The sequence below is a fragment of the Listeria grandensis genome, from assembly GCF_014322885.1.
Taxonomy (GTDB): Bacteria; Bacillota; Bacilli; order Lactobacillales; family Listeriaceae; genus Listeria_A; species Listeria_A grandensis.
The window spans coordinates 49,941-67,449 of the sequence record NZ_JAASUG010000008.1 but is presented as its reverse complement, the minus strand read 5'-3'; the positions used below and the strand labels follow the sequence as shown (position 1 = coordinate 67,449).

The following is a 17,509-nucleotide window of genomic DNA, read 5'->3' as shown; positions in this document are numbered from 1 at the left end:
ATATTGTTATTTACAAACGGCATGCACCTCCTTATAGATTATTCGCCCATCATTCGGCGTAATAGTACCCGGCCATTTTCATTTTATTGTTATTGAAGATACTACCAAGTACGCGTGCTTTTCCTGATTGTAGTTTTTCAAGCGCTTTTTTGCTGTTCTCTTTGGAGGAATGGTCGTTGCGGACAAGCAGGATGGAGCCGTCAACGAGTGAACAGAGTAGCTGGGCGTCGACAACGAGCTGGATTGGTGGGGTGTCAAAGATGATTTGGTCAAATTGTTCGTAGAGTTCAGCGTATACTTGTTGCATTTTTGCAGAACCTAATAGCTCGGATGGATTTGGTGGGACGATTCCTGCTGGTAGTACGTATAAATCCTTGACATCTGTATCACATATGGCGTCCTGGATGGTTATTTTATTTGTGAGAATACCCGTGAGTCCATGTGTCTTCGCTTCTGGAAATATTTTTTTCACGGTTGGTTTGCGTAGATCGCCATCAATGAGCAGTGTTTTTTTACCTTGTTGAGCGAATACGACGGCTAAGTTTGCGCAGATGATGGATTTCCCTGAATCAGGCTCGGAGGACGTGATAAGGACTGATTTTATCTCTTTGTCAACGCTTGAATATTCGATGTTGGTACGTATCGAGCGAAATTGCTCGGAATGCGGTGATTTGGGGCTCAATTTCGCGATTAGTTTTTGTGGCTCGCTCGTTTTTTTTCGTCTGTGGTGTGTTTCTGCGGCTTGCTTCTTTTTAAATAATTTCATTTACTTCCATCCTTTCTGTTTTAGCACCATAGTTTATCGAAAATTCCGATATTATAAATACTATTATTAGTAATCTTTTTATAAAACTCCTTCTAGCTTGATCTGTAGCTTGAATGTATCGATATGGAATGCTCTTCTAGCTGGGAAAAGAATATCCGCTTCTTCTAGTTTTTGTAGTACGTTTGTGATTGTATTCGGGTTCAGGTTGGTGTATTGTGCGATCATTCCTTTGCTGATGGCCTTCGGGAAACAGAGAAGGTCTGGATCATTTGTTTCTTCACCGAATTCTGTGCCTAAAATCAGTAATGCTAGGCTGATTCTCTGTTCTGATGGTAATCTAAGAAGTTCTTCTTTTTCCATCATTCTGCTGACTTGATTTTGCATATGGACGTAGTGATAGAAATAACCTTCTTGTGTATTAATTACTTTTTCAATGATGTTTTCTTTATCGTACTTTTTTAGGATAAGTTCATTAGATATCACTTGGAAAGAGCATTCTGACTGGCTATCTAATAGGAGATCTGTTAGACCAATGATGTCGTTTTTTGCGTAAAAATCAATGACCTTTTCGCCTTCTTTCATCGCTGCAATGTTACCAGATTCGATAAAGTAGATTTCGTTTGTCACTTCGCCTTCTGGGATGATAATATCATTTTTGCGATACTTCTTTGTAACTCCTGTTAGTGGGAAAATCATATCTTCTTGTAAAAACTGGCGAAACTTTTCTTTGCTGAATTGAGTCGAAATACTTTCTTGGTTATATAAGAATTGCATCTCTGCGATATTATTCCTCATCCGTTTACCTCCTAAAAAATTTCTGTGTCTCTTGCCTTACTTACACTTTACCAGCTAATTCAGCAAAAACTGGCGTATTCTAAATAACTGCGTAGAATAATGTATTTTATAGAATGAACCTAAACTGCTAACTTAATTTGGATTGAAGTTTCAATACATTAACATGCATGGTTCGCTGGATTACTTGGATGATTGATTCTTCTTGAAGTTTTTGTAGTACATTGGTAACTGTGTTTGGATTGAGGTTTGTGTACTTTGCTAAGATGCCTTTGTTGATGTGTTTTGGAAATGTCACAAGCTCGCTATACCTTTTTCTAGCGCCACATCCTTTAATAATTTGGAGTAGGGCAAAACCAATGCGTTTTTCGGAGGGCTGCCGCAACAACTCTTCTTTTTCTAGTAGGCGTTTTATTTGGTTTTGCATGTGTACATAATGATATAAATAACCTTCTTGTGCATTTAGAACTTTTTCGATGATTTCCGATTTTTTGTATTTCATGATTAACACTTCATCCGATATCGCTTTGAATGAATGGGCCGCCAAGTCGGTTAATAATAAGCAATCAAAACCTACAATATCTTCCTCTGTATAAAAATCTATCACGCGCGAATAATTTTTCATTGCCATGACGCAGCCGCTTTGAATAAAATATATCTCATCGACCATCTCCTTCTCAGTTATAAGAAACTCATGTTTTTTGAATTTTTTAATCGTGCCTTCTATTGGCGAAAACAGATCTTTTTGCAGAAAATAATAAAATTTATGTTCGCTGAATTCTTGAGTGACTGTCTCGGAATTGTATAAGAAATGCATCTCTTTCGTTTGTTGATTCATCATTATTCGTCTCACTTCCTTCCCTTTAACTAACTACAATATTGATACTATCACGGAAGGTTACTAGTGCTGTTCTACATTAATGGATTATTTTTTCGCAAATATAACGATTTATTGAAACTTTGAGTGATATTGTATTATTTCTACGCTTACGATTTGACCTTTATGGGTAATAGTTTTAGGATTGTTAGTAACTAGTATGAGGGGGTTAATATTATGAAATATGTCGTTCCTGCAACGGCTTACCGGCGTCTAAAGCTACTGAATAAATTGTTTTTCGCTACTACGTCGCTATCCAAGAAAAAGTTACTTTCTTCTATTGAGACTTCCATGAATACGCTAAATAGTGATATCGCACACCTTAATGAAATTTTTCCTGAAGATATGTCACATATTGAGGAAAAAGACAGGTTCATATATCTGAAAGTTGCGGATAACATAAATTTTGATTACTTAACGGCCTACATGATTTGCAACAGTGATCTATTTCAACTTTCCTTATCTACTTTTCACAATACCTCGCTTAACGTTCCAGATTGGGCGGAAGAAAATTTTGTTAGTCTTGCTTCCTTCTATTTGAAGTTAAAGGAGGTGGATACATTTCTAGCGCAGAGCCGATTAATCTTGAATACCGAACCATTGCAAGTCCAGGGAAATGAAATGAATGTTCGCTTTTTCTATTTTCACCTTTTTAGTAAGGCTTATCCGTACTCTGGCTGGGTGATAGATGAAATTGATATCGAATATGTACACTCGTTTATCAAAAAATTAGAAAAAAAATCGGATATATATTTCTCTGTTAGTTCGCGGTTGGAATATGCTATTGCCATTGGTGTTTCTTTAACCCGCGCTAAACAAGGCTTTGCTATGAATTTTGATGAAAAAGACGCAGCACATTGGAAAGAATTGTCCACTTTTTATGATATTGATGGCATCGATTTTAGCGATTTAGAGGATTGTCTCGGCACTTCTTTAACTATCGGAGAGCGCTATATTATCTTGAAAATCTTCTTTTTAACTTCTTTTACTTATATTGAGCGTGACCAAATTCAACTTCGAATCCAATATGAAAAAGAGTTGCGGCCACAACGGTTTAAGTTAGTGCTTGATCTTATGAACATTTTGGGTGACAGTCCAATCGATAGGGAAGTTATTTTGGTGAGTGTCATCGATTATCTGTCTCGCTTTGCCTTTGTGGATAAAACGCATCTGATTCTTGATATTGATTATTTTTCGACTAAGTATTTGCCTAATAAAGTTGATATTGCAGATATCGAGGCGGTGTTGTCGAAATATGAGGGGCAACCAGAATATAAATATATACGAGATAACAAGTCCACGATTTTAAAGTATCTACATGATTTATTTAACATCACTTTATTAAATTCTAGTTACACGAAACGGCTTCATGTGAAAATTATTTCGAAAAACGGCTTTTTGTGGGAAGAGTATATGAAAATGGAGATTCGGAAATATTACTCGGAGGAGTTGGTGGTGTTTTGTGAGGAGTTGCAACCGACAGAGCATTGGCGCCAGTATGATTTAATTATTAGTGATTTTCCAATTGAGTCTCCGAATAGTAGTCCTGTCCTCGTATGGCATATGCCGCCAGCTAAGCGAGATTTGGACCAATTGAAAAAAATTATCGTGCAGCAATCTCATTACACATTGTGATAGTGGAAAAATTGGCGTGTGGATTTGGTACTTCTTTTGTGTTTTCTAGCCGAATGTGCTATTTTAATGTCATAGTATCATAAAAATCAGGAGGTAGTGGAACATGATTTCAACGACAACGCCAAGTGTAGATGGCAAACAGATTGTAGAGTATAAGCAGATTGTTTTTGGTGAGGTAATTACAGGGGTTAATTTTATGAAGGATATTGGCGCGGGATTGCGTAATTTCTTTGGTGGACGTTCGGAGGGCTATGAACAGGAGTTGGTGACGGCTCGTGAGGAAGCCATTCGGGAAATGGAAGAACGTGCGGCGAAACTGGGTGCGAATGCGGTTGTTGGCGTGGACATCGATTATGAAGTACTTGGTGCGGATAATGGCATGTTGATGGTGACAGCTTCTGGGACCGCGGTTGTCGTGGCGTAAAACTAAATCTATAACGAAAAAATCGCGTTTTGTCTAGGATAGTGAAATCCTAAACAAAACGCGATTCTTATTTGACGGTCCCGACGGGATTTGAACCCGCGATCTCCTGCGTGACAGGCAGGCATGTTAACCCCTACACCACGGAACCTTTTTGCCGCACCATTTTTGGCACTCCCTTATTAAAACATGTTTCAGCCCCTGCGTCAAGCTATTTTCAGGGTTTTTTTCAAAAAAAGAGGACGAATCATTACATTCATCCCTCTTTCATCGTTCAATGCGTAAACCCGTGAGGCTTCTTGGGATGGTTATTCGCACTTGGCAAAACATGTGATTCTTCGAGTTTTTCGATGGTTGCTTTGAGATCACGGACAAAGAGAAGTGCGGAGTCGTAACTGAAATCGCCTTTGATAACGGCGCGCAGAACGACTATTTCTTCTAAATCTGCGGGTAGTGGGTACGCTGGAACTTGCCAACCGCGCATTCGCAAGAAATCTGATAGGTCGTATAGATCCCATTCGACATCGGCGTCTTCTCTTAGAGTCCACGCAATGACTGGAAGCTGATCGGCACCGTTGATGATTTCGAACATGTCTAGTTTTTTGAGTTCTTTCGTGATGTATTTGGCTGCTTTTTGCGTTCGTGCGTGGACTTGACGGAAGCCTTCGAAGCCTAGACGCAGGAATAAGTAGTACTGAGCAACGATAAGGCTTGCGGGCCGTGAAAAATTAATGGCCATGGTTGGCATGTCGCCGCCGAGATAGCTGACGTTGAATACGAGCTCTTTTGGTAGCCATTCTTTGTCCTTCCAGACTACCCAACCGACGCCGGGGTAAACGAGGCCGTATTTGTGTCCGGATGTATTGATCGATTTGACATTGTCGAGACGGAAATCCCATTCTAGATTAGGTTCCATAAATGGCGTGTATAAGCCTCCTGATGCTGCATCGACATGAATGTAGACTTTTACCCTGCTTGTTTCGTTATATGCCGTGATCGCGGTGTCCAATGCCTTGATGTCATCGTAGCGACCGGTGTAGGTTAAGCCCATGATGCCCACGACGCAAATAGTGTAGTCATCGATGAGGTCAACCGCTTTGTCGGGATCAAGAGCAAGACATTCTTTAGTAACGGGAACTTCACGGAGTTCGATATCCCAATAGACGCCAAATTTCTCCCAAACGACTTGGTACGCCGACGAAATAATCATATTTGGGCGTTTGCTCATATCGAGGCCAAGTTCGCGCGCTTGTTTTTTCCACCTGAAAAGGGCTGCCATACCTCCTAACATGCAGGCTTCGGACGAACCAACCGTCGAGGTTCCGATGAATTCGTCGCGTTGATCGGCATTCCAGAGGTTCGCGATAATGTTGACGCAACGTTCTTCGATTTCTGCGGTTTGCGGATATTCCGATTTGTCGACAGCATTTTTGTCGAGAGTGTTCATGATGAGTTGCTGTGCTTCGGGCTCCATCCAAGTTTGTACGAATGTCGCTAAGTTTTGCCGGGCGCTTCCTTCGTCTCTGAGTTCATCCATGATAAAATCGTACGCCGCACCGGCTGGCATCGTGTTTGCTGGGATTTCGTAGCGTGGAAGTGGTTGTTCGGACAAGCCTTCTCCGTAAAATAGCCGTATTTCATCGTGCTCTGAACCTTGTTTATTTCCACCTAGTTGTGCCATGTTTTGCTCATCTCCTTTTTCATCTAATCTTACTACACATAGCCTCTTTGACGCCAAGGTAAACCCATACATGAAAAAAGCGGAGGGGAACTGTGCGCTCCTCTCCGCGCTATAAAAAATTTAATGAATGAATTCTGCTATGATACTAGTAAGCACGACGGAAGTTATCGTCACTGTTGAAAAACCTGCGATGATCATCTTCGGTAAAATTTGGCCTTCGATTGCCGCGACTTCTTGTTCGTTTTCACCAACACTTCTCGCGGCCTCCTGACTCAAAATCATCGTTCCTGGAAAGCCATATAGTGTCGTGAGCCCGATTGCGATGGACATCGAGATGCTGTAGCCAAGGATTTTACCCATGATGGCCGAGAACGCGACGCTTCCTGTTACACCGATTGCAAAGGCAATGCAAAGTGGCCCGATAAGTGCTACGAGATCTTCAACAGAAGATGTGGCTAGTGGTCCAAAAATAATGATCAAGATGGCTAACATCATGAGACCGTAAGCATCGATGCCGCTTAAGATATTTGGTTTCACGACGCCGAATGTGCGTAATGCGATACCGAATAAGAGGGCGACAACGAATGTGTTTAAGACACCATTTGTGATTCCGTCAATATACACGGAAAGCATCACCACGATCCCAACGACGAATAGTGTGCCCGCCGTTGTTTGTAGCGCTTTTGGTAGTATTGTTTTGGATGCTTCTTCATGATGTTCCTCTACCTTTTCTACTTTGAGCGCTCCTGTGTGGTATTCTCCTTTTATCCGCTTCGCTTCTTTACGTAAGATGAGCGATGTCAACGGGAAACCGATGAGGCCTTGGAATGCCGCGATGAGGACTGGGAAAACGGCTACAAGTACTAGCCCTGATGCCAGTGCGGATTCTTGGACGATGATAACCGAGATCGTACCACCGCTGATTGCCCCGATCGCTCCAATAACGAAGTTTTCATCTAGAAAAAAGGAACCAATAAAGAAAAGGAATGCCGCGATACCTGCGACTGCAGCCACGCCAATCACAACAGTTTTCCATTGTTTTTTCAATTCGTCGAGGCTGATCATGGTTCCGATATGAACGATGATAAAGCCTACAACAGTTTGACCTAGCGCGAGTAACGAGGAACTACTGAGCAGATCTTCTGGAAATACGTTCGTTTTAAATCCAATAAGGAAAATAATCGATGCCACGAGTAATGATGATATCAACGATTTGGTTTTTTTAGATACGAAATCACTGATCACCCATATGGACATAATTATTGTAAAAGCTGTAACTGGATTCATATAAATCACCTCGTTTTGGTGTTTTTTTCTTTTTATTCAATTGTGTGGTAACTGAAACCAAGTCCGTGAACTTCGGAAACAGTATATGCAATGACGAAAGATTTCTTGTCAATGGAATTGATCATTTTTAAAGCCAACTGGTATTCGCGTGTTTCTAAAACGACCATTAGCATCGTTTTTTCGCTTCCAGTAAATCCGCCTGATACGGAGAAAACCGTGACGCCACGCCCCATCTCTTCCAGTAATCCTGCCTTTATTTCTTCGATCTTGTCGTCGCTCATAATCATGACAGCTTTGCGTTTTTTGAGACCTGTTTCTAGATAATTCATAATAATGGCAACTAAAATAAGTGAGAGAATCGCGAATAAAAATTCGTCTACTCCAAATACGAAAATATTGAAAATAACGATGATCGCATCCACTAAAAATAGACCAAGCGATGTATTCAAGTTGAAATATTTCTTCAAAATCAGTGGTGGAATCGTTGTCCCACCGCTAGAAGCTTCAATGCGATAGAGAATCGCGACACCAATCGCAAAAATCATACTGCCGAAAATAACCGATAGTAAGCGATCTTGCGCGAGCATCGTTTCGGGAATAATAGCGAGTGATAATGGTAAAAGTAGGCTTCCCAGAAATGATCTAACAAATACTGCGCGGCCTAGGAATAGGAATGCTAGTATTAGCATCACAACGTTTAGAACTAACACCGTAAGTGCCAGAGGAATCCCCAGCGCCTGCTCTACTAATATACCTATCCCAGTAACACCACCTGCCGCAATGTGATGCGGTGCTAAAAACAGGTTAATACTGGCGCCGATAAGCGCAATGGATACTGCTACGAGTAAAAATTGTTTCACTAAATATTTCATTCAAACACCTTCAATCTAATTAGTCTTACCATGTTCAGTCTATGAAGGGTTACGGATTGTGTTGCGAACTTTAACATGTAGATAGAATTGTGAGTTTATTCGGAGGCCGCTTGCTTCACAATTTCGTATGCTAATACCATCGCTTTTTCTAATTCACGAATTGGAATGTACTCGTGAGCGGTGTGAATTTTTTCATAGCCGATCGATAAGTTGGTCGTTTCTTAATTCTTGTTCGTTACAAATGTTGGCGTCACTACCACCGCCGCTTACTTGGTGATTAGCCGTCATCTCTAATTCGCCATCATCTCGGTGGCAATTTCGACGACGGTATTGCTAGCGTCAAAGCCGTAGCCGCCGTTTTTCATACTTTTATTGTAATCGCGCCACCCATTTCTGCTGTTGTTTTTTCGAATAAGTCTTTCATGTGCTGTATTTGCGTCTTGCAGGATTCGCTGTTGATTGACCTAACTTCTGCAACCATCCGCACATGTTCCATCACGATGTTCGTCGCAGTTCCACCTTTAATTATACCAATATTTGCGGTCGTTTCAACATCGATACGTCCTAGTTTCATCTGAGCTATTGCTTTGGTAGTTATTTCGAGAGCCGAGATACCTTTCTCAGGCTCAATTCCAGCATGTATCTAAACAAAATCATAATCCACAGTATGCCTGCTCATATCAGCCTTAATACCGATTAATTCGCTTTCTTCTCCGACAGAGAGCACAAATTCAAGTAGGGCGTGTTATTCACAATCGTGGCTTGTCGATCATTTTGGCTCCTCCTATGAATGTCATCTTACCATAGTTCCCGTTATGCAATTTTTCCCGTATTACTGGTGATTGAAACCTTGTCGTTGTGCTCAGAAATGCATTTGTATGCTAAATAAATAGGACACATACTCAAGCCGAAAAAACCGGATTGGAGATGTGCCCTATTCTATAGTTATGGATCTCGTTTCAGATTATTTATATTTCCTACGCCATAAAAGAGAGGTTCCGAGTACAAGAAAACTGCCTCCGAGAGTAATCAACGCCCACATTGTTGGCGTATCTCCTGTTGTTGGTAGTCCTTTTTCAGCTACTACTTCTTCTGTCAGTGTATCACCATTTGTGGATGTTACTGGTTTTGGTGCGTTCTCCCTTTCTTGATTCGCCGATGGTTGGGAAGGCATTGGTTTTTCTGGATTCGTTGTTGGAACTTCTGGTGTCGCTGGTTGCTCTGTCGGTGTCTCTGGCTCCGGAACATCAGGATCTGGTTGCTCTGGCGTTGGTTCCTCTGTTTGTAACTTTTCCAAATCGGCTAATTTTGCGACTAAAACATCCGAATTGGTGACATATTTCTGTAAAGTAGTGTCTAAATTATCATACGAAGCTTTTGCCGCTAAAATGGCTGCCTCGTCGGTTAGCGCAACTTTTTCTGGTAATGCTGCAATTTCTGCGGTGACGGCCTTCGCTTTGTCTGTTTTCAAAATACCGTACGTATCGAAAAGATTCGCTGGAGTTGCCGCCACGCGTGCTGTTTGCGCTGATTTAGCATCATAGGTGTAGGCTTTATACGTGAAGCGATCTTCTGTAAAACTGATACCCGCAAACATTTGCAACATCGGTTGGGCGTACTTCGCGGGATAAACACCGGCAGCACTCATCTTGCTTTCTGATTGTGGTTGGTAGAACTTGTAACCACTCGTGTTGATGACGTGGTAACTTTGTCCACCCGGATCGACATCGCGCGAAATCCCATCTTCCTCGACTTTGCCGATTTTGTCGACTGCAATCGGCGTCTTGCCGTCCATTTGTTGCGAGCGGAAGTAACTGTGGTCATGGCCTTGCAACACAATATCGATGCCAAGCTCATCAAAAACTGGAGCAAGCTGGTCGCGTAGCGTGACAATTTCAGAGTCTGTCATGTGGCTCGCAACGGTATAAATCCCTTTATGAAACGCGACAACGAGCCATTTCGCGCCATCTTCACGTGCTTTTTTCGCATCGGCTTTCAACCAAGCAAGTTGCGTTGGATCAAGCGCTCGCGAATCCTGATCATTCGTGTTTAACATCATGAAATGCGCCGGACCGTAGTCGAATGAATAGTAAACTCCTTTGTTCAAATTGTTCGCATTCGCCGGATGATCATAATAAAAATGTTGGCGGAACGAGTTGTTGAACGCATCATGATTTCCGGTTGCCGCGGCGATTGTCGTATTGCTTAGCAGTTTTTGCGAGGTCCCAAATAGCCAGCCCCATTCAGCAGGACTCGATGAGGTGTTTACCAAATCACCTGTTTGCAAAATGAATTCCGAGTTGGGAAACATCCCAAAACCTTTATTCAGCGTCGCATCCGTCCAACTATATTCTTCCTCGCTACTTCCTTGTGAGTCGGTCACATATAGAAAATCGAACGCCTTCGTGTCTCGCTTTTGCGTCGTGAACTTGGCTGGTTCACTCCATGTGTCACGGGTCTTATCGCCAACACGGTACCAGTAAGTTGTGCCTGAATCCAAGTATTTCGCGGCTACTTGATGGGAAAAACCACCGATTGCGGCATCATTGGCTTCTTGGGTTCCCGTCACAGTTTGCGCTCCCACGAAGTTCGGCGCCCCACTTCCCGCTACTTTCACATATTGCAAATCTGATCCCGCTTCGGCCTTCGTATGCCATGTAAAGCCTTTTTGTGTCTGTGTGTTTCCGAAGAACGTGACAGCGATTTTAGATGGTGTATAGTCTCCATCCGCCGCCACTTCTTCCGGCGTCGTGAATCCCGTCAACTCCGCGTCGAATGTCACATCTGAACTCGTCCCTTTTTGCTGAAAAACCGCGACCGCTATCGTATTTGTGCCTTCCTTCAAAGGAATCGCGCCGAGCTTAATGCCTTCATATTCCACCGCATCAGCACTCTGTTGCCCCGAATAATCCCCGAAATTAATCGCCCCATCCGCAAGGCGCACCCGTTTCACTTCATTTCCATTCACGTAAATAACCGCACTATCATCGGCTTTCAGCGCCAAGTTCGCACGCAAGTACTTGTCCGCATCCTTCACCTCAAAATTTTTCCTGAAAAAATAAACAGGATATTTCTTGTCCTCAACAGCACCGTAGGAAATCGTCGTATTAATTTTGATTTCCGCGTTTTTCGGATTGTAGCCAAGCGCTCCCTTGCCTGATTTCCAAGCCGTATCATTGAATGTTTGGTCCCGCCACGTATCTCCTGGATAAGTCCCTTGATCCCAGTATTTCCATTCTGATTCTTTAGCGATGAATGTGTCTCCCGCCTGGCTATCCGCCTTTACAGCATTCGGAAACGGCGTATATGTAACCCCAATTTGAACCAAAATAAGCGCCACCAACAAATAAACAAACCCTGATTTCCACTTTTTCACCTTTTCTCAATCCCCCTCAATTTCGCTTACCACCCAAGTGTATCTTAGCAATGTTAAGCGTTGTTTGAGAATGTGTATCGATCTTGTTTTTTGCATGTAAATTTTTTAATCTTACAAGAATTATGATAAAACCGTAAGATAAACTTAGCAAATTGTTATTTAGATCGCGGGAAACTCCAATGTTCTAAGGCTATAATAAAGTTAGAAAGGAGCTGTTCATTATGAAAAAAGCTTGGCAAGTAATCGCAGCACTCGGCGAGACTCTCGTAAACCCAGCAAAAATGGCAAAGGAAGTTAACCGTGATAGCTAATAAATGTCACCAAAAACCCCGATTATAGCGCTCAATAGTACCCGAGTCTATATAATCGGGGTTTATGCATGTATATACACTTTTAATTCGCTTCGTAAAGTACCACTTGATTAAATCGTAACGAGGCTTTCACATCAATAATCCGTTGATTACTCGAGCCCTTAAACGCTAAGTTAGGATCAAATAAATCCTGTTCAAAACGCCCATCCACCAACACATCTACATAAGAAAGTAGCTCCAATTTATCCGATGTTTCCTGCATCAATTCTTCCCACGTATAGCCCGTCCACGACCAAACATCTTTCGTATCCTCAAATAGTGCCCGAATTCGCTTCACAAGCCGCAAACACACTACCGTATTCAGAAATGGTTCTCCGCCAAGTAACGTCAATCCCTGCACACTTTCATGCCACAAGTCAGCGATGATTTTGTCCTCAAGCTCGTCTGTATACGGCGTTCCATATCGAAATGACTGCGCTGCCTCATTGTAGCATCCTTCACAATGAAAAGGACAACCAGAAACGTACAAACTACACCGCACACCTTCACCATCCACAAAATTAAACGGTTTATAATCCGCAATATAATTCGCCGAAAGCTTCTCTGCACGCCATTCTTGCGGTTTTGGATTATTCATTTGAGGACTCCAGATGCTTCACCCGTTGCGTAATCTCTTCATGGCGGCCATGCACCATTGGCCGTTTCATCGGATTTCCCAGGTAACCACACGTCCGCTTCACGACATCCGCCGTTTCTGGATTCGTATTGCCACACTCTGGGCACTTAAACCCTTCCGCAGTCGGCGCAAACTCCCCTTCAAAACCACACTCATAGCAACGATCAATCGGCGTATTTGTTCCTAAATAAGCCACGCGATCATAAGCATAATCCCAAACAGCCTCGAGTGCCTTCAAATTATGCGTCAGCTTTGGATACTCACAATAATGAATAAAACCACCCGAACAATATTCTGGATATTCCATCTCAAAATCGAGTTTTTCAAACGGCGTCACTTTTTTGCGGACATCGTAATGGAACGAGTTTTGGTAATATTCTTTGTCGGTAATATCCTTGATATCGCCGTATTTCTCGCGGTCTAGGCGGTTAAAGCGATCCGTCAAACTCTCGCTCGGCGTCGAATACACGCTGAACCAATAGCCGTACTCTGCCTTCCAAGCATCCGCGTATTCCTTCAGCTTTTTCACAATCTCAATCGTGAACGCCTTGGCTTCTGGATTCGTCTCCCATTCGCCACCATAAAACATCGTCGCAGCCTCATACAAGCCAATGTAACCAATTGAAATCGTCGACCGCTCTTTGTTAAAAAGCTGATCCACATCCTGCCCATCATCAAGCCGTTTTCCGAACGCCCCGTACTTATACAAAATCGGTGCATTCTCCGGTTTTGCTGCGCGAACCCGCTCCAATCTGAAAAGTAGCGCATCCTTCACTGTCTGCATTCGTTCCGTGAAAATTTCCCAGAATCTTTCTCGGTTTCCCCCGCTTTGAATCGCAATCCGCGGCACATTCAGCGTCACAACGCCCAAATTATTCCGTCCCGCATTCACAAAATTACCATTCTCATCACGCCAAGCAGGCAAGAACGATCGGCACCCCATCGGCACCTTGAAATCCCCCGCCAAGCGCACCAACGAATCATAGTTCAGCACATCCGGGTACATCCGTTTCGCCGAGCACTCCAGCGCCAACTGCTTAATATCGTAGTTCGGATCCACCGCTTCCAAATTCGTTCCCCGTTTGATCGAGAATACCAACTTCGGAAAAATCGCCGTCTGCTTATCCTTCCCAATCCCGCCAAGTCGCACTCTCAAAATCGCCATCTGAATCTCGCGTGCAAACCAGTCCTCGCCAAGCCCAAAGCCTAGCGTCACGAATGGCGTCTGCCCATTACTCGTGTACAACGTATTGATCTCGTACTCCAAACTCTGCATCGCGTCATAAACATCTTTTCGCGTCCGTTCTCGCGCAAATTCCACCCGGCGCTCCGCCAAAACCCATTTTTCCGCCTCTTCCTCATGTTTCTCATAATTCCGTTTCGCATACGTCGCCAAAACTTCATCAATCCGATCCACCGAACACCCACCGTACTGCGAGCTCGCCACATTCGCGATAATCTGCGCTATCTGAGCGGTCGCCGTCTGAATTGACTTCGGACTTTCCACATTCGCGTTCCCAATCGTAAAACCATTCGCCAGCATGCCCGCAATATCGATCAAACAACAATTCGTCATCGCGTGATACGGACTATAATCGAGGTCATGAAAATGAATGTCCCCTTTCAGATGCGCATTCGCCACATGTTTTGGCAACATATATTTCAGCGCATAGCTCTTCGCCACCGCGCCCGCCGTCAAGTCCCGTTGTGTATTAAAGACCGTTGCATCCTTGTTCGCATTCTCATTCACAACCGTTTTATCCCGATCCAGCAACTTCTGCACACTCACCGTCAAATCCGTCATACTCGCACGATACGAATCCCGATCATGCCGATACTCAATATAAGCTCGCGCCACATCCGGGTATGTAGACTTCATCAAATGATCCTCGACCACGTGCTGAATCTCATCAATCGTTACCGCCATATCATTTGGTAAACTTTTCACAATATCGACTAAAACTGCTTCCAAATAAGCCGCATCATCGACACCACAGCTCACCATCGAAGCCTGCACTGCATTCCTGATCTTAATCAGGTCAAATCCGACCTTCCGACCATCTCTTTTAATCACTAATTGTTCCGTTTCCTTCTCCACGTACATATCTCCGCTTCCCTTCAAACACTATATATTGTATCCGCATCCTCATTATGACACAATATACATGGTTTTTCTAACAATAATCGAATTCCATCAGAAAATAGGCTATTAGGAGCAACTTTCAAAAAAATCTTACCAAACACGAATGTGATTATACCAACAATGTCACCTCACCAGATAATAATGACTACATAATGAAGAGGCTAATGGCTTATTTATTCAAAAAAACCTCAAAATCCAGCGTACAGATTTCGAGGTACTCGTTTTTATTCAACTGTATAATTATACTGCTTTCGCAATAATTCTGCGTCTAATTTACGGTTTTCGATCTCATGTCGATAATACAGCACGACTGAGCCTTTTTTGATCTTGTTGATCTTGCCGCGAGACACGAGTGAGAAAAAGCATTGGCGGGACACGTCAAGGTATTCAACGGCCTCTTTCGTAGATAGGAAGTACTCATCCAGCATTTCTAAAAGTTTTTTATTTTCCATGTGGTCCCCCTACTTTTTTATTTCCAAATGTTTTTTTAGTTTCGTTAAACCTTCGTGTAGTCCAACTTTGCTTTCCCAACCTAGTAAATCTGCTGCGCGCCCGGCGTCTAAAACAGAGCGCCTAACATCTCCAGCTCGTGGTGCTTCAATAAAGATCGCTACATTTCTCTCGAAAACTTCTAAAATTTCTTTGTAGATATCTAAAATCGCGATCTCTTCTCCAGTACCGACATTAACGATTGTATTGACTGGCTTTTCGCTAGCTAGTTTGTTGATTTCAACAACATCCGCAACGTAGACGTAATCACGCGTACAGCCGTTTGGCATGTCTGGGTAGGTCATCAACACGGATGGCTTTTCTGCCAAAATATTGTTTAGGAAAATCGGGATGACACCACATTCGCCATCTGGAACTTGCCTTGGGCCATAAATATTAGCATAACGTACTACCGTGAATTCATAACCGTATTGCGCGGCGTACATTTCAATATATTTTTCACCTGTAAATTTAGTTAAAGCATACGGGGAAATAAGTTGGGGCGTGTCTGCCTCAGATGACTTCTCCGTGCCTTCGATTTTTTTACTGAGCGCTCCACCAGAAGAAACATAGATAAAGTTTTCAATTGGGTGCGCCTTTACGCAATCAAGAATAGTCATCAGACCGACAAGGTTAACGTCTAAATCATAGCTTGGGTTTTCAACAGAATAAGCAACGGATTTTTGTGCAGCGTGGTGGTTTACATGGCTTGGTTTATGTGTCTCGAAAAGTTGCATCATCAGATCACGATCGCGGATATCTCCTTGAACGAATGTGAATGCTGGATGTTTAATGATTTCAGATAGATTATTTAAATTTCCTGATACTAAGTTGTCGATACAGACGACGTTATAACCTTCGCTAATATACATTTCACAAAGATGAGAACCGATAAAACCTGCGCCACCTGTTATAAAAATAGTTTTTTCCATTATTTTTGCCTCCTGAATTTCTATTTTTGACTGCGGTATTCATTGTTTAAAGCGACCATGTAGATTGTCGCGAGTACGAGAAAGATACTTGTGTTGGATACTAATACAGTATCAATTGGGCTTGTGAGTAGGGCATAGACGATTGGCAGGAAAATTAGGAACTTGATTTGGTACGTGCTACCAACGATTTCTTTGTACAGTAACCAAAGCACGTAACCGATAATGACGATGATGAAAAACATACCGAGGAATCCAAGCTCACCGATAATCATCGCCCAGTAAGAGTCCGTCACAAAGTTGGGATTTTCTTGCGTAAGACCCCACACACGGGAAATGCCATATTGTTCGTAAAGCGGCGAGTAGTTCAGGCGTGAGGCGTTGGAACCGAACATACCAAGGCCGGCGCCAAACGGAGCATTTTCACTTGCGATCGTTAAGCTTGTGTCAAGTAGTACCCCGCGTGCTTCTCCATCTGTTCCTAGGAACTGGTTGCTAATCCTGTCGCTTCCTAACCAGTAGAAAACACCGCCGATTAGCGCGTATACATAAATCGGAATTCGCTTGATGTAAGGGAAGATGAGAATCAATAGTATCAGACAAAGATAGAAGCCGATCGATGTTGTTCTTCCTGCTAAAAAGACAAGGATGAAGTTTGCGAAGATGATATAGTACGGCATTTTTCCTTGTTCGGACCATGAAATAAAGATATGGACGATAGTGATAACGATGATCGTGGCTGCAAATTGAGCTGGGTGGCGGAAACCAAACGATACTGTTTCGATGCCAAAGCGAATGTCAAATGGTTCTAGGAAGTGTAGCGGGATATTGAGAACGCCGATGACAAGGAAGATCGTGGTGAGTATCGTAGACATCCTACGGAAAAACAGTGTGCTTGTCCGGAATTTTGTGTTACGAAACAAGAACAGGCCGCTCCAAAAGACGATGACGAATTTTAAAATGGAGAACATCGAGTAGATTTGAAGGAACATCGTGTTGCTCGGTTGGTGGAATGCGTTTGGGATGAAACAGTAGATGATGAAAATAATACTAATCGCGAACAATCCGATGTCGCTTGGACGGAGTGTGAAACGTTGCTTTGTTTCCAAATAAGTTAGTTTAGCAATCGCGCTAACTGCGAAGATCACAGCGATGATCTTATCGATCGCATCGATTTGTGGGATGATTTGTTGGATAAGACTTGCGAATAATGACAGTAGCAAGGCGATTAAAAAAGCAACCATGTTTCACACT

The 17,509-nt window shown here is 42.8% G+C and carries 15 protein-coding genes and 1 tRNA gene; 2 read left to right on the top strand and 14 right to left on the bottom strand.

Annotated elements, in window-relative coordinates; translation table 11 throughout:
• Positions 1-49 precede the first annotated feature (49 nt).
• The 3 genes from HCJ54_RS11575 to HCJ54_RS11565 form a co-directional block, all read right to left on the bottom strand.
• A complete protein-coding gene (locus HCJ54_RS11575; RefSeq protein WP_187137745.1) occupies positions 50-766 on the bottom strand; it encodes a CpsD/CapB family tyrosine-protein kinase in 717 nt (238 codons plus the stop codon).
• Positions 767-844: 78 nt separating this feature from the next.
• Positions 845-1,561: a Crp/Fnr family transcriptional regulator gene (locus tag HCJ54_RS11570; RefSeq protein ID WP_187137744.1), complete on the bottom strand. Its 717-nt coding sequence runs from the start codon at positions 1,559-1,561 to the stop codon at positions 845-847.
• Between the two features lie 127 nt (positions 1,562-1,688).
• Positions 1,689-2,399: a Crp/Fnr family transcriptional regulator gene (locus HCJ54_RS11565; RefSeq protein WP_187137743.1), complete on the bottom strand. Its 711-nt coding sequence runs from the start codon at positions 2,397-2,399 to the stop codon at positions 1,689-1,691.
• A 213-nt stretch (positions 2,400-2,612) separates the two neighbouring features.
• Here HCJ54_RS11565 and HCJ54_RS11560 point away from each other — a divergent pair, with 213 nt between their 5' ends.
• Both HCJ54_RS11560 and HCJ54_RS11555 read left to right on the top strand, forming a co-directional pair.
• Entirely contained in the window at positions 2,613-4,070 is a 1,458-nt protein-coding gene (locus tag HCJ54_RS11560; RefSeq protein WP_187137742.1) for an AcpB/EbpR/MafR family transcriptional regulator, read from the top strand.
• Positions 4,071-4,173: 103 nt separating this feature from the next.
• On the top strand, positions 4,174-4,494 hold the full coding sequence (locus HCJ54_RS11555) for a putative heavy metal-binding protein (protein WP_181677825.1): 321 nt from the start codon (positions 4,174-4,176) through the stop codon (positions 4,492-4,494).
• A gap of 75 nt (positions 4,495-4,569) precedes the next feature.
• Here HCJ54_RS11555 and HCJ54_RS11550 read toward each other — a convergent pair.
• From HCJ54_RS11550 to HCJ54_RS11500, 11 genes are all read right to left on the bottom strand, one after another.
• Positions 4,570-4,642: transfer RNA gene (locus HCJ54_RS11550), tRNA-Asp, on the bottom strand.
• Between the two features lie 123 nt (positions 4,643-4,765).
• Positions 4,766-6,172 carry a glutamate decarboxylase gene (gad, locus tag HCJ54_RS11545; protein WP_187137741.1) on the bottom strand — a complete coding sequence of 469 codons (1,407 nt, stop codon included), beginning with the start codon at positions 6,170-6,172 and terminating at the stop codon, positions 4,766-4,768.
• A gap of 120 nt (positions 6,173-6,292) precedes the next feature.
• Complete coding sequence (locus tag HCJ54_RS11540) at positions 6,293-7,459, bottom strand: hypothetical protein (RefSeq protein WP_187137740.1); 1,167 nt, start codon at positions 7,457-7,459, stop codon at positions 6,293-6,295.
• Positions 7,460-7,491: 32 nt separating this feature from the next.
• Positions 7,492-8,331 (bottom strand): YitT family protein, encoded by an 840-nt coding sequence (locus HCJ54_RS11535; RefSeq protein WP_187137739.1) that lies wholly within the window; start codon positions 8,329-8,331, stop codon positions 7,492-7,494.
• A 361-nt stretch (positions 8,332-8,692) separates the two neighbouring features.
• On the bottom strand, positions 8,693-8,962 hold the full coding sequence (locus tag HCJ54_RS11530) for a peptidase dimerization domain-containing protein (RefSeq protein WP_342354466.1): 270 nt from the start codon (positions 8,960-8,962) through the stop codon (positions 8,693-8,695).
• Between the two features lie 333 nt (positions 8,963-9,295).
• Positions 9,296-11,707, bottom strand: a complete 2,412-nt coding sequence (locus HCJ54_RS11525) for a metallophosphoesterase (protein ID WP_187137738.1) — start codon at positions 11,705-11,707, stop codon at positions 9,296-9,298.
• Positions 11,708-12,100: 393 nt separating this feature from the next.
• Entirely contained in the window at positions 12,101-12,655 is a 555-nt protein-coding gene (nrdG, locus tag HCJ54_RS11520; RefSeq protein WP_187137737.1) for an anaerobic ribonucleoside-triphosphate reductase activating protein, read from the bottom strand.
• A complete protein-coding gene (gene nrdD / locus HCJ54_RS11515; protein ID WP_187137736.1) occupies positions 12,648-14,798 on the bottom strand; it encodes an anaerobic ribonucleoside-triphosphate reductase in 2,151 nt (716 codons plus the stop codon). Before nrdD ends, nrdG begins: the two co-directional genes overlap by 8 nt.
• Positions 14,799-15,061: 263 nt before the next feature.
• On the bottom strand, positions 15,062-15,289 hold the full coding sequence (locus HCJ54_RS11510) for a helix-turn-helix domain-containing protein (protein WP_187137735.1): 228 nt from the start codon (positions 15,287-15,289) through the stop codon (positions 15,062-15,064).
• Positions 15,290-15,298: 9 nt separating this feature from the next.
• Positions 15,299-16,258 carry an SDR family NAD(P)-dependent oxidoreductase gene (locus HCJ54_RS11505; RefSeq protein ID WP_187137734.1) on the bottom strand — a complete coding sequence of 320 codons (960 nt, stop codon included), beginning with the start codon at positions 16,256-16,258 and terminating at the stop codon, positions 15,299-15,301.
• A 20-nt stretch (positions 16,259-16,278) separates the two neighbouring features.
• Complete coding sequence (locus tag HCJ54_RS11500; protein WP_051998458.1) at positions 16,279-17,499, bottom strand: hypothetical protein; 1,221 nt, start codon at positions 17,497-17,499, stop codon at positions 16,279-16,281.
• Positions 17,500-17,509: the final 10 nt, after the last annotated feature.